Source organism: Thermodesulfobacteriota bacterium (genome assembly GCA_040755095.1).
In the GTDB taxonomy this organism is placed as follows: Bacteria; Desulfobacterota; Desulfobulbia; order Desulfobulbales; family JBFMBH01; genus JBFMBH01.
In genome coordinates this window covers 1-14,362 of record JBFMBH010000124.1, presented here as the reverse complement: position 1 = coordinate 14,362, position 14,362 = coordinate 1, and the positions used below count along the sequence as shown (strand labels likewise).

Here is a 14,362-nt window from a genome sequence, read left to right as displayed (position 1 = left end):
CCCCCCCCCCCCCCCCGGGAGGGGTGCCCCTGAACCGCGCGGTACCGCCGGGCCTCAGCGGGCCGAGGCGGGCAGCGGTGCGTGGGCGCCCAGCACCTGGGCGGTGATCTCGGCCCGGGTCCGCTGCATGGCGAAGAAGTACAGGGTCCACAGCTCGCCCAGCATCGTCTTCACCTTCTGGCGGAACTCGGGGTTGGCCGCCCCGTGGAACTCGTCCAGGAGGGAATCGAGGTTGGTCATCTCGGCCTTGCCCAGGAGATAGGCAGCGGCCTTCATGTTGATGGCCGGGTCATACAGCTCCCGCTCGATCTCCAGGATCCCCTCTTTGCGCAGCTCCGGCACATACTTGGCGTTGATCTTCCACAGGCCCATCCCCGGGCCGTCGGTGGCGCCGGTGGGGTTGAACTGGCTGCCCGCCGAGGCCAGGGCGAACATCAAGAGCGGGTACGGCGTCTCCTTGGCCAGGCTGACGATGTTCTTGGCCAGGGACGGGTAGCAGTAGACCGAGTGCTGCTTCTCGTTGAGGATCCAGGTGATGATCTCGTCGTGGATGGCCTCCACGGTCTGGGCCGCGCCGCCGTACTCCACCATCTTGCGGAAGCTGTCCAGAAGCTGCTGCCGCTCGGTCTCCAGGGCCTGCCGCTTGTCTTCGCAGTCCTTGCCGGCCGCTTCGCACTGCTCCTGCAGCCCCTGCAGCCGCTCCCGGGAGGCGCGCCACCGGTCCCGCTCGGTGTCGAACTCCGCCAAGAGCCGAGCCTTTTCGGCAAAGGCCTGATCCTGCAGGCTCTTGTTCTTGTCAAAGAGCCTTGTGACCTCCTCTTCCATCTTGGCCCGGAGGCCGGCGGCCTGCTGGCCCAGGTCCTGGATGGTGCTCTCCTTCTGGCTGACCTGGGTCTCCAGCGCGGCGATCCGGCCGGAGAGGTCCTTCTGCATCGCCTTGTACTTGTCCGACCAGAAGAAGATGACCAGGAGAAGAAGGGCCACGACAGACAGGATCTTGATCAGGCTGTTCATGTCCCAGTTGGCGGCCGCGGGATGGTGTCCTTGCTCGCTCATGGCTCACACCTCGTTTTGGTATAGAGTTTGCTCCCCTGCCGCAACCTTCCCCGGAGGCTCCGTCAGGGCGTCGTCATTCTTGCCGGTCGAAAACCAGGCCAGCCCGCAGGCTGGACGGCGAAGGGCACAGGACCACCCGAGGCAGCTCTGGACTCCACGGACGCAACCGCAGGTTTATCGTGGTTACCTTCCAGGGTCAACCAAAAAAATGAATCTCATTCATTTTTGCGCACGCCGCGGTCTGAAGAGAGCGCGATGCGGCCGGGGGGGACCACGCAGGCTGGCTGCCGCCCGGGGCAGCAGCAGCCGCCGACCGGCGGGAAGCCCGCGGGAAATCTCGATCACAACGAATTGATTTGGCGAGAAAAACGGAAGGAGGCTCTGGAAAACCGCCAGGCACCGGGAGGGGGCTGGGACCATCCTCTGGCCCTGGCGGTCGCCAGGGCCAGAGGAATAAAGGCTGATTCAGTCCTTGAAGGCAGCGGCCAGGGCCTTGGCGGTCTTGTCCTCCACCACGGCCCGGATGTGGTCGGTGGAGAGGTCCTTGTCCTTGCGGAAGGCCTTGGCGGCGTTGCCGAAGCCCACCCGCAGCTTCTGGCTGCGGGCCGCGGCCAGGGCCTTCGCCAGGCCCTGGCGCACCTGGGCCGGATCCTCTCCCGGCGCCTGGCCCAGGGGACCGAGGTCCCGGATCCGGCCCGTGAAGCCGGTGATGAGCTTCACGAAGCGGGGGGCCTCCGCGGCCGAGGCCCATTCCAGGCCGAACCGCTCCTTGTGCACGCCAGCCCCGGTCAGGAGCTTGGCGACCAGCGCTGCCATGCCGATTGCGTCGTAATTACCAACCTGGTAATGGCATTCGCCCAGCTGTCAGCCGCCGGTGAAGACGCCGTCGGCGCCCTCGGCAAAGGCGCTGATGACAAAGGCCGGATCGATCCGGCCGGTGCACATCACCCGGATGGTGCGCAGGTTGGGGGGGTACTGGTACCGGGCCACCCCGGCCGCATCTGCCGCCGCATAGCAGCACCAGTTGCACAAAAAGCCCAGGATGCGGGGCGAAAAGACGTCCTTGGTCATACCGTCTCCTTTTCCGTCTCGCCGAAGGCCCGGATCTGGGCCAGGATCTGATCGTTGGTGAAGCCGCCCATGGAGATGGCGAAGGTGGGGCAGTGGGCGGCGCAGATCCCGCAGCCCTTGCACGAGGCGGCGATGGTCTCGGCCTTCTTGGCCTTGTCCTTTTTGGTCATGACGATGGCCTTGTACGGGCAGAGGCTCTCGCACAGGCCGCAACCGATGCAGGTGGCCTGATCCACCACCGAGACCGTGGGCTCCACCGTCACCCGGCCGCGCACCAGGGGGATGGTGGCCTTGGCCGCCGCCGCCTGGGCCTGGACGATGATCTCGTCCACCGGCTTCGGCGAATGGGCCAGGCCGCACAGGTAGACCCCGGAGACCGACAGCTCCACCGGCCGCAGCTTGACGTGGGCCTCCAGGAAGAAGCGGTCCTGGCTCACCGGCACCTTGAGGAGCCGGCTCAGGCCCTCGGTGTCGTTGGGCACGATGCCCACCGACAGCACCAGGAGGTCCGGACTCATGGTGACCTCCTCCTGCAGGATGGGATCGTCGAAGGTGACCCGCACCCCCGGGCCCTGCTCCGTTACCCGGGGAGGCGCAGCCAGCTCGTAGGGAACGAAGAGCACGCCCTGCTCCCGGGCCTGGCGGTAAGAGTCCTCGGCATAGCCGTAGGTGCGCATGTCCCGGTAGAGCACCACCACCTGGCTTTGCGGATTGGCCGCCTTGAGCGCCAGGGCGTTTTGCACCGCCTCGTTGCAGCAGGTCTTGCTGCAATAGGCCAGATCATCCCCCCGCGAGCCGGCACACTGGATCATCACCACCGAGGCCGGCGCCTGGTCGCCCGCCGCCAGGCGGATCGCCAGCTCCTTCTGGGTGATGACGTGCGGGGAGCGGCCCAGGAGGTAGCGGTCCGGCCGGTGCTCCCGGCCGCCGGTGGCCAGCACCACCACCCCGTGCTCGATGGTCTGTGTTGTCATGCCGGCCTTGAGCACGGTGCCAAAGTTGCCGATGTAGCCGTCCACCTGCTCCACCTCGGTGCCGGTGTGCACGGTGAGCAGGGGATGGCTCCGGACCTTGGCCACCAGCTCCTGGCGCAAGGCTACCAGGTCGTGGCCGGCCAGGGTCCTGGTCTGCCAGAGGAGGTTGCCCCCCAGCTCGTCTGCCCGCTCCACCAGGTGGCAGGCAAAGCCCTGGCCGGCGATGGCAAGAGCTGCGGTCATGCCCGCGAGCCCACCGCCGATCACCAGGGCCACCGGCGTCACCGGCACGGTCTGCTCCGGCAGGGGCTGCACCAGGCGGGCCTTGGCCACCCCCATTTCCACCAGCTCCCGGGACTTGTCCGTGGCCGCGGCCGGCTCATTGGCATGCACCCAGGAGCACTGGTCCCGGATGTTGACCATCTCGAACAGGCAGCGGTTGAGGCCGGCGTCCTTCAGGGTCTCCTGGAACAGGGGCTCGTGGGTGCGGGGCGAGCAGGCCGCCACCACCACCCGGTTGAGGTGATGCTCGCGGATCTTCTGCTTGATGACCTCCTGGGCGTCCTGGGAGCAGCTGTACAGGCTCTGGGTGCAGTACACCACCCCGGGCAGATTGGCGGTGGCCTCGGCCACTGCCTTGACATCCACCACCCCAGCGATGTTGATGCCGCAGTGGCAGACGAAGACCCCCACCCGGGGCTCCTCCTCCGGGGCCAGGGGCGTCTCGCCCGGGTATTCCTTGACGACCACCCCCCGGGCCCGCTCGTCCTTGAGCTGCGCCGCAGCGAGGCCGGCGGCGGCGCTCGACTGGGTGACGCTCTCCGGGATGTCCTTGGGGCCCTGGAAGGCGCCGGCCACCAGCACCCCGGGCCGGCTGGTGGCAAGAGGCGCCGTGTCGGCAGTGGCGCAGAAGTCGTAGCGGTTGAGCTCAAGACCGACGATTCCGGACAGGGCCTTGGCATCCCTGGGGGCCTCCAGGCCCACCGACAGCACCACCAGATCGAAGGGTTCGAAGCGGTGTCCGCTGTCCAGGGTGGAGTAGGTCAGACGCAGGTGGTCGCCCCAGGGCATGACGTCCGCCACCCGGGAGCGGACGAAGCGGATGCCGTACTGCTCCTCGGCCCGGATGCGGGCGGCATCGAAGTCTTTGCCCTGGGTGCGGAGATCCATGTAGAAGATGGTGATGTCCAGGTCCGGCTCGTGCTCCTTGGCCACCACCGCCTCCTTGATGGAGTACATGCAGCAGACCGACGAGCAGTAGCCGTTGTCGCAGCCCAGGTCCCGGGAGCCCACACACTGGATGAAGGCAATCCGCTTCGGATGCCGGCCGTCGGACAGGCAGCGGATCTCGCCCTTGAAGGGACCGGAAGGATTCAGGACGCGCTCGAATTCGATGCTGGTCAGGACATCGGCGTGCTTGCCGTAGCCGAACTGGGCCAGGGTCGACTCGGGAATGCGGCCGAAGCCCGGGGCCAGAATCACCGCCCCCACCGCCAGCTCCCGCTCCTGGGGCTGCTGCTCGAAGTCGATGGCCCGGGAGCGGCACACCGGCACGCAGATCTTGCAGGTGCCGTGCGTCAGGTGCAGGCAGGCCGCGGGATCGATGTAGTAGGTGGCGGGCACCGCCTGGGGATAGTCCACGTGGATCGGCCGGGTGACCGCCAGACCCTCGTTGTAGTCATCCACCCGGTGGCGGGGGCAGTAGGTGGTGCACAGACCGCAGGCGGTGCAGCGGCCGGCATCGATGTAGCGGGGCCGGATCCGCACCTTGGCGGTGAACCGGCCCGCCTCGCCGGACAGGGCGAGCAGGTCGGTATTGCTCAGAATCTCGATATTGGGAGACCGACCGGCCTCCACCAGCTTGGGCGCGAGGATTCAGAGCGCGCAGTCGTTGGTGGGGAAGGTCTTGTCCAGCTGGGCCATGGCCCCGCCCACCGAGGCCGACTTTTCCACCAGGTAGACGTAGTGGCCCAGCTCGGTCAGATCCAGGGCCGCCTGAACGCCGGCCACTCCGCCGCCCAGGACCAGCACCGCCCCTGGTCTCGTCTCATGCATCTGTGTCATGTCGTCACACTGCCTCCATGCTGAAAGAGCCAACTGAACCGCAGAATGCCCAACAAGGAATTTCCAGGACTGAAGGGACCGGTCGTTGACGTTTCTGATCAGTCCGGCCGGTCCCTTCTGCGGTTGGACATTCTCTGTTCGCTATTCGATATTCATTCCTCCACGGCCTCCAGCCGCACGGCGCACACCTTGGCCTCCGGGATCTTGGCCACCGGATCCAGGGCGTCGTTGGTCAGCAGGTTGGCTGCCGCCTCCCGGTAATGGAAGGGGATGAACACCACCCCGGCGGAGACCCGCTCCGTCACTCGGGCCGGCAGCACGATGCTGCCCCGCCGGGTGGTGGCCCGCACCAGGCTGTCCTGGTCGATGCCCAGGGCCGCGGCATCCTGGGGATGGATCTCCACGAAGGGCTCCGGCGCCTGGTTTTCGAGAAGCGGCGAACGTCTGGTCATGGTGCCGGTGTGGTACTGCTGGAGGACGCGGCCAGTGGTGAGCACCAGCGGATACTCCGCATCTGGCCGCTCCCGGGGCCCGGTCCAGGACACCGGTGTGAAGCGGGCCCGGCCCCGGGGGAAGCCGCCGGCAAAAAGGTACGGCGTCCCGGGATGGTCGGGCTCCGGGCAGGGCCACTGCAGGCCGCCCGCCTCCAGACGCTGGTAGCTCATGCCGGCCATCGCCGGCCAGACCCGGGTGATCTCGGCAAAGATCTCCTGCGCTGTGGGGGGCACCACCGCCCCGGCCTGGCTGGCGCTGCGCGCCCCCCGGAGCCCCCGGGCATAGACCGGCGGCGGCTCACCATAGCCCAGGCGTGCCGCCACCAGGTTGATGATGGACAGGTCGTCCTTGGCCTCACCAGGGGGAAGCAGGGCCCGGCGCACCCGCTGCACCCGGCGCTCGGTGTTCGTGAACGTGCCATCCTTCTCGGCGTAGGAGGCCGCCGGCAGCACCACGTCCGCCAGCTCGGCGGTCTCGGTGAGGAAGATGTCCTGCACCACCAGAAGCTCCAGCTTCTGCAGCGCCTGGCGGACATGGCTGCTGTTGGGATCGGAGAGCACCGGGTTCTCGCCCATGATCCACAAGCCCTGCAGCTGGCCCTGCCAGGCCGCCTCGGTCATCTCGGTGGCGGTGAGGCCGGGCTTGGCCGGCAAGGGCCGGCCCCAGACCGCCTCGAAGCGGCTCCGGGCCTGGTCGTCGTCCACCCGCTGGTAGCCGGGCAGGAACCCCGGGCTGCAGGCCATGTCGCTGGCACCCTGGACGTTGTTCTGGCCCCGCAGGGGGTTGAGGCCCGCCCCTTTCTTGCCCAGGTTGCCGGTCAAAAGGGCCAGATTGGCCAGGGCTTGGACATTGGCGGTGCCCGAGGTGTGCTGGGTCACGCCCATGGTGTAGTAGATGCCCGCCCGCTCGGCCTTGGCAAAGAGATGCGCCGCCTCCTCGATGGCCGCAGCAGGCACGCCGGTGATCTCGGCCGCCCAGGCGGGGGTGCAGCCCGCCACCGCGGCGGCCATCGCCTCGTAGCCCTCGGTGCGCTCGGCCATGAAGGCGCGGTCGGCCAACTCGTCCCGGATGATGACGTGGCACAGCGCGCCCACCAGGGCGCCATCGGTGCCCGGCCGCATGGCCAGCCAGAGGCGGGCATCGTCCACCAGGCCGATCCGCCGCGGATCGGCCACGATGAGCGCCGCCCCCCGCCGCACGGCCCGCTGCATGCGCAGGGCGATCACGGGATGGGTCTCGGTGGTGTTGGAGCCGATGACGAAGAGGGCGTCGTTGTCCTCGATGCCGGCGATGTCGTTGGACATCGCCCCGGACCCCAGTGCTGCGGCCAGACCGGCCACCGTGGGGCTGTGACAGTAGCGGGCGCAGTGATCGACGTTGTTGGTGCCGATCACGGCGCGGAAGAAGCGCTGGAAGGCGTAGTTCTCCTCGTTGGTGCAGCGGGCCGAGGCGAGACCCGCCAGGGCATCCGGACCAGACTCGGCGACGATGGCGTGGAAGGCCTCGGCCACCAGACCCACCGCCTCCTCCCAGGAAGCCGGCTCCAGGGGTCCCCCTTTGCTGCGGCGGACCAGGGGGCTGGTCAGCCGGTCCGGATGCTGCACAAAGGCATTGCCGAAGCGACCCTTGACGCACAGATCCCCGAAGTTGGGAGCCAGGGCCGGATCGGCGCTCACCTCCATGAGGGTGGCGCCCTTGATCTTGACCACGGTGTTGCAGCCGGTGCCGCAATAGGGGCAGACGGTGCGGACCGTGCGCACCTCCTCCCCGGTCACTGGCACCGTGACGTCCTTCTTGTTGAGGGCGCCGGTGGGGCAGTGGTCGACGCACTTGCCGCAGGCGACACAGGCTTCGGAAAAGGCCAGGGTCAGGCCATGGGGCCGGCCGCCGGCATCCACCTCGGCAGCGGTGACGGTGAGCGCCCCGTACGGGCAGCTGTGCTGGCAGCGCTGGCAGAAGATGCACTTGTTGCGATCCACCACCAGGACCGGGTGGGTGTCGTCGACCGGGTAGGCGGGCCTTTGGCCCATGCCGGTCTTGTTGGGATCCACCCCGTGGATCACCGACTCCTCCCGCAGGGCGCAGCGGTCAAAGGCGGTGCAGCCGCAACGCAGGCAGCGGTTGGCCTCGGTGAGGGCCATCCGCTCGGTGAAGCCCAGCCGGGCCTCGTCGAAGTCCTGGATCCGGATGGCCGGTGGCCGCTCCGGCATCTTCTCCCGGAGCTTGATGCTGATCCCTTCGAAGCTCTTGAAATCGACGTCGTCGAAGCCCTTGCCCCGGGTGATGTTGAAGCGGCTCTCCGGCGGCTCCTTGCCGCTGCCCATGACCGCGGCATGGATGTTCTCCGCCGCCCGCCGGCCTCCCACCACCGCCTGGATGACGGAGCGGGGTCCGGAGACCGCATCGCCAGCCGCGAACACCCCCTCAATGTTGGTCTGGGAGGTGCGGGGACTGGCCTTGACCGTGCCCTTGGGCCCCAGCTCCAGGAGCGCCTCCAGCTCCCCGCGCAGGCCGGTGCGGCAGGCGGTCTGCCCCAGGGAGGTAACCACCGAGTCCACCCGCAGATTGAGCTTGGCACCGGGGATCACTTCCAGCTGGCGGACGCCCTTGTCGTCCGGCTTGCCCAGCTTCATCCGGGCCAGCTCCAGGCGCAGGCTCCGGTCCTCGTGGAAGATGGCCGTGGGCTGGGCCATGAGCAAGAACTGCACCCCCTCCCGCTCGGCCTCGTCGATGGCGCGCTGGTTGGCGGGCATCTCCAGCCGGGCGCGGGGGTAGATCACCGTCACCTGGTCCACCCCCAGCCGCAGCAGGGAGCGGGCCGCCTCCATGGCGATGTTGTTGCCGCCGATGACCGCGGTCCTTTTCCCCATGTTGAGGCCGGCGCCGATGGCAACAGACATGAGAAAGCAGGTGGCAGCAAAGACGCCGGGCAGCTGGCTGCCTGGCACCTCCAGGCGCTCGTCCTGCCAGGCGCCGATACCCAGGAAGGTGGCGTCGAAGCCCTCCTCCTGCAGATTCTGCAGGGTGAAATCGGTCCCCCACACCTGGTTGGGCCGCACCTCGATCCCCAGGCGCAGGATCTGGGCGATCTCGTAGTCCAGCACCTTCTTGGGGATCCGGTACTCCGGGATGCCGTAGCGGAGCATGCCGCCCAGCTTGGGCAGGGACTCGAAGATGGTCACCTCGTGGCCCTTCCGGGCCAGGAAGAAGGCGGCGGACAGACCGGCCGGGCCGCCGCCGACCACGGCGACCCTCTTGCCGGTGGGCGGATCCTTGGGGATGCGCAGATCGATCCGCCGCTCCATGCACCAGTCGGCGACGAAGCGCTTGAGGTGGTTGATGGAGACCGCCTCGTCCACCAGGATGCGGCGGCAGCGGGTCTCGCAGAAGCGGGGGCAGACCCGGCCCACGGAAAAGGGCAAGGGGTTGCGCTCCATGACCAGGCGCACCGCCTCTTCGTACTGGCCCCGGGCCACGTGGGCGATGTAGCCCTGGACATTGATCTGGCCGGGGCAGGTGAGGTTGCAGGGCGCCTTGCAGTCCCCGAAATGGACCGAGCACAGGGCCTCCAGCCGGCGCTTGCGATGGGCGACCGCCGCCTTGGAGTCGGTGTGCACCACCAGGCCGGGCGCAACCGTGGTGGTGCAGGCGCGGACCAGCTCGCCTTCGCCCTCGACGCTGACCACGCACAGCTCGCAGGGGCTGGCCGAGGTCTGGCCGTCCAGGTGGCACAGGGTGGGGATGGTGATGCCAGCCTCGCGGGCGGCGACCAGGAGGGTGCTCCCGGCGGTTGCCGTCACGGTCTGGCCGTTGATGGTCAGGACGATGTCAGCCATGCTCTTCCCTGCGCCTACCCCATGGCCGGGGCAATCAGGCCGCCGGCCGCCACTCCTTGAGGAAGAGGGGCAGGTGCCCCGCCTCCCGCGGGCCGATGGTGATGGTCCAGCCCGGCAGCTCCTCTTCCAACTCGCCCTGGATGGTGGCGAGATACCCGGGGATGACCAGCTCCCGATGCTTGACCTTTCCCTCGATGCCGCTCTTCTTGATGAAGGCGGCGATGAGATCGGCCCCGAACTTGCCGGCTGCCCAGGCAGTGAGCACCGACAGGCCCTCGGTATCCTTGATCAGCAGCCAGGAAGGGACGTTGGAGCCCTCGATCTCGCCGGAGACGATGAAGTAGGTCAGCGAGAAATTGCAGGTGATGAGCACCGGCGAATCCTCGCCCGGGCCGCCTATGGGGTAGATGTCCTCCTGCACCACCATGGGCCGCTGGGGATCGGTGTACAGGTTCAGCCGCTCCAGGAGCAGGGGGAAGAGGATGTCCCCCTGAAGGTCGGACAGGACCACGATGCCGGCATACTTGGCGATGAGCACCGAGGCGATCATCGCCTCCAGGAGGGGGTCGCTCGTCGCCTCGCAGGGGAAGGTGATGGTCGGGAAGCCCAACGGCTTGAACTTCTTCCGGATGGCGCTGCGGCGGCAGACCACCGAGTCCTCGAACATGGCCCGCACGGTGCGGGCGCCGGTGTCCAGCACCAGGTCCTTGAAGCCGGCCTGCACCAGGCCGTCGGCCATCTCCACCGTTTCGTCCAGGTTGCTGCCCCGCACCGCCAGCGGGCAGCCGCTCTCCTTGGCCAGGCCCAAGAGCCCTGCCACCGTTGCCTTGGTGGCGCCGTACAGCAGGGGCTTGCGCTCGCCGCAGGCAGCGGCGCCGGCCTTCAGGGTCTCGCCGTCATCGGCCATGAGGATGAGCTTGGCATCCGGGGCCTCGGCCAGCACCCGGCCCACCAGGGCGGTGAAGGCGGCGCGGTCTGCAGTGGCATCCTGCACCGCCACCAGATCCGCCTTCAGCAGCACCCCCACCCGCTCGTAGCGCAAGGTGCGGAACCGCTCCAGACGGCCGCCCACCTCGGCATCCGCCATGGCGGTGGTCACCAGCACGGCAATGCCGGTGGGGTTCTCGAAGCGCTTCTCGTGCCGGAACAGACAGGTCTCGCCGCCCACGGCCAGGGTCTGGTCGCCGCCGCCGATCTTCACCGTCCGGATCGGCGGCGCCGAGGCCTCGCCGATGGTGGCCTTCACCTCGTCGCTGACGTACGGGCAGGCGCCGATCTCGATCTGAGCCGCCGCCACCTTCATGGCAAAGGCCAGACAGGTGGGGATGCCGCACTCCCCGCAGTTCTTCTTGGGGAGCATCTTCAGGATCTGAATGCCAGTCAGTGCCATGGTCCTTCTCCTCGTTGGTCGGCCTGCCGGTCACGGCAATCGTGAGGCACCGGCCGTGTCGCTTCGCGGTTCGCTGTTGGTGCTGTTCCCAGATCGGACGAGATGGACGGGATGGACGTCAGGGACAAAATGGACTCCATGCCCTGGTCCACAGCGTCAAGCCGTCGCCTTTCAGACCACCGCCTCCATGGTCAGGGCGGGATGGCCCTTGTCCTTCATGAAGGCCAGGACCGCCTCTTCGGTGGTGCCCACGGTCTCGTCGGCGATCATGTCCAACAGGTCAGGCACCCCTTCTTCCTTGGCCCGGGCGGTGAGCTTGTCCCGGAGCTCGTCCTTGAGCATCTTCGGCAGCCAGACCACCCTCTTGAGGCCGCCCTCGGCCTTCATGAACTTGCGGCTGCAGATGAAATGCTTGCTCACCCCCAGGAAGCCGGGGGTGACGTTGCCGCCACCGGCCATGCCCGCCAGGGTCGTGAACTTCATCCCGGATGGGGTCATGCCCATGAAATCCCGGTTGACGATCATGATGCCGTTGGCGTTGGGCAGATAGGCGGCGATGCACTCGAAGCAGCCGCAGGCGGTCATGGGATCGACCATGAGGGAATAGCAGCTGACCTCGGCCACCGCACCCCGGGAGGCCTGGGCCACGAACTCGTTGATGCCGGCGAACTTGCCCAGCACAGGATCCAGGCACTCGCCCTTGGCAATGGGCTGGTTGGGGCCGGTGGGGTTGATCTGGAACGAGGCCTTGCCGTCCAGCCAGTTGTACGCGCCGCACATGCCCACCCGCTCGGGGGTGATGACGCAGACGTGGCTGGGGGCAAAGGACTGGCACAGGGTGCAGGAGTAGAAGGTCTCCTCGGTCTCGTCGGTCATGTCGCCCAGGCGGGCATCCCGCTCGGCGTAGACCCGGCGGGCCAGCTCCTGGACCTCTTCCACCTTGTCCAGGGTGGTGTAGATCTTCACCTGCACCTTGTCGAGGATAGCCCCGAACTCCTGGTGCAGCTTGCCGTGGAGCACCTTGCCGACGTGGGCGAAGGAGAAGCCTTTCTCCACCGCCCCTTTGCCGACCCGGATCCACATGATGTTCCGCTGGCCGATGTGCATGATGCCCTGGATGTAGTTGATGAGGTGGTGGAACTGCCGCTCCAGGATCGGCTCGAAGTCGCTTTGCATCTCCCGGCCCGCCACCTCGGCCAGGATGGCCAGGGGCAGCCGGCCACCTTCCTTGATGTCCTTGATGTCCGGCCCTTCCACCGTGACCAGGCCGTCTTGCACCTGGTCCATCTCCTTGGAGACCAGAAGCTCGACGGCGCTGGTGCGGCCGCCGCCGCACTCCATATAGAGATCGTCCTTGCGGATCCGCTCGCCTTCGAAAGCGGGACCGTAAGAGAGGGGGATGTCGATTTTGGTGACCGCCACCTTGAGGCCCCGCACCTCGATGGCCTTCTGGACGATCTCCGCATGCGGCACCCGGCTGACCACGTGCTCGTACGTGCAGATGCCGGTGGGCAGCACCTCCGGGATGTCGTAATCGGAGATGGTGGGGAAGCCCCAGTTGATGGCGCCGGCGGCGTTGGCGTACCACTCGTCGGAGACCGGGCCGAAGGCCATGACAAAGGCAAAGGTCCGGTCCTTGTTGTAGAGGAGGTTGGAACGGAAGTCGCCGGGCTTGACGCCGCCAAAGGCCATGGCCACCCGGCAGGCGAAGCCGATGGCAAACACCGCGGTGGTGTAGCTGGCACCGAAGGGGACCAGCCGGGTGCCCCAGCCGATCTGCACCCCGTTGGCCCTGAGCAGCTCGGGCATGCGCCGGCCGTCGGTCTGGTCGTGCATGAAGATGTAGAGGTTCTTCTCCTGCAGCTCCAGGGCGATGCGGCTGGCGGTCTCCTTGTCCGGCGGCGCGCCCATGATGGCGGCAAAGCCCGGCGCGGTGCCGTCCACGAACTCCACCCCCCGCTTGCGGAAGATGATGTCGTCCGCCGCTCCCAGCCAGATGTTGTCCGCGGCCGGATCCTCGGTCCTGGTGTAGAGGTTGGGCTCCTCCAGGTAGCGGACCGCCTCGAACATCTCCTCGGCGAAGAAGGTGGCCATACCGGCATCCAGGGCCGGGGCCAGGTAGGGCAGCCAGACCTCCTCCCGGACGTTCATGGGCAGAAGCCGCCGGCATTCCTGGAAGATGTCGGCCATGTCCCCCAGCCGCTCCACCTTGGCGCCCAGCATGGAATAGATGATGGGCAGGAAATAGGCGGTGTTGGGAAAAGCGACCTCGTGCTCGGCCCCAAACCTCTTGACCGCCGCCTCATAGCGCTCCTGGGCCATGTCCACGATCTTGTGGGCGCCCCGGATGGCCGCTGAACAGATGATCCGTGACATCGTTATGCTCCTTCGCCGAGAGTTCTGGAGAATGCGCGTCCTGCCGCTGGCTTCAGGCGGACAGGCCGTCAATGAGGGTCCTGGTGAGGGCCACCGCGGTGGGATGCCGCATGATCAGCACCTCGCCGCCGGCCATGAGCATACAAACGGCCGTGATCGCCTCCATGAGCACCCCCCGCCGTTCCTGATCACCCAGCACGGCATCGGTGGGCAGGCGGGTCTCCTTGCTCTTCCAGACCTCCCGGCCCAGGTTGCAGATGAACGGCACCTGGAGCTTCTCGTCCTTCTGGGTCAGGGCTGCCAGCCGGATCCGCTCCATGACCGAGTAGGTGTACTCGATGCCGTAGCCCAGACCGCCGATGGACGGGTCCACCAGGACGTTGTCCAGGGAGACGCCCAGGTTCTCCAGGAGGATGTTGAGCTGCTTGGCCAGGTTGACGTCGATGGGCGAGGAGGCGGTGAGGGTGTGGCCAAAGGCCATGGCCGTAGCGCCCAGGGAGCGGTAGTTGGCATCGGTGAGGGGCGCCAGGCAGACCTTCTTGTCGCCGATCACCGCCGTCACCTCCCGCAAGGTCTCGGTGTCCTTGTCGGCGTTGCCGCAGCCCCAGAGGATGACCGGTACGTCCAGGGCCGCCACCACAGCCGCCGCTGTCTTGGCCGCCTCGGCGGCCGGCCGGTTGCGGCCGTTGGGGTCGGTGCTGGCCAGCGACAGGCAGATCGCCTCGGCCTGACAGGTGTCGATGCATTGCTTGGCCCAGGCCACGGGATTGTCCAGGACCCCGGCGAAATGGCGGGTCAGGCTCTGGGGCCAGTCCTCCGGCGCCATGTCCAGGACATCCATGGCCAGGAGCGGCTTTTGGGGCATCTCGCCCTCGAAGAGATGGAAGGGCAGGGCCGAGGCGCCGCCGGCTGCCAGGGCCTTGGGGCCGGCGCCCAGGGTGACGGTGCGGATGCGGCCGCTGTACTTCTCGGTGTAGGCGTCCGGGGCGACCCGCTTGGCCCGCTCGGTCAGGGGCACGGTTTCGGTGGCCAGGCCGGGAACGGCCTGCGGGGCAGCCGGAGCGGCGGCCTGCTCCGCCGCCGCTTTGGCCTCGGCCTCG

At 67.7% G+C, this 14,362-nt stretch carries 6 protein-coding genes and 1 pseudogene; all 7 read right to left on the bottom strand.

Annotated elements, in window-relative coordinates:
• Nucleotides 1-54 precede the first annotated feature (54 nt).
• Entirely contained in the window at nt 55-1,056 is a 1,002-nt protein-coding gene (locus AB1634_15695; protein ID MEW6220956.1) for a transglycosylase SLT domain-containing protein, read from the bottom strand.
• 672 nt (nt 1,057-1,728) lie between these two features.
• Nucleotides 1,729-2,127, bottom strand: a pseudogene (locus AB1634_15690) (hydrogenase iron-sulfur subunit).
• Nucleotides 2,124-5,156: an FAD-dependent oxidoreductase gene (locus AB1634_15685; GenBank protein MEW6220955.1), complete on the bottom strand. Its 3,033-nt coding sequence runs from the start codon at nt 5,154-5,156 to the stop codon at nt 2,124-2,126. Before AB1634_15685 ends, AB1634_15690 begins: the two are co-directional and overlap by 4 nt.
• 161 nt (nt 5,157-5,317) lie before the next feature.
• Entirely contained in the window at nt 5,318-9,496 is a 4,179-nt protein-coding gene (fdhF, locus tag AB1634_15680) for a formate dehydrogenase subunit alpha (GenBank protein ID MEW6220954.1), read from the bottom strand.
• Between the two features lie 34 nt (nt 9,497-9,530).
• Entirely contained in the window at nt 9,531-10,886 is a 1,356-nt protein-coding gene (acsC, locus tag AB1634_15675) for an acetyl-CoA decarbonylase/synthase complex subunit gamma (protein MEW6220953.1), read from the bottom strand.
• A 171-nt stretch (nt 10,887-11,057) separates the two neighbouring features.
• Nucleotides 11,058-13,262: an acetyl-CoA decarbonylase/synthase complex subunit alpha/beta gene (gene acsB / locus AB1634_15670; protein ID MEW6220952.1), complete on the bottom strand. Its 2,205-nt coding sequence runs from the start codon at nt 13,260-13,262 to the stop codon at nt 11,058-11,060.
• A gap of 52 nt (nt 13,263-13,314) precedes the next feature.
• On the bottom strand, nt 13,315-14,362 hold a 1,048-nt coding region (locus tag AB1634_15665; GenBank protein MEW6220951.1), incomplete at its 5' end, for an acetyl-CoA decarbonylase/synthase complex subunit delta.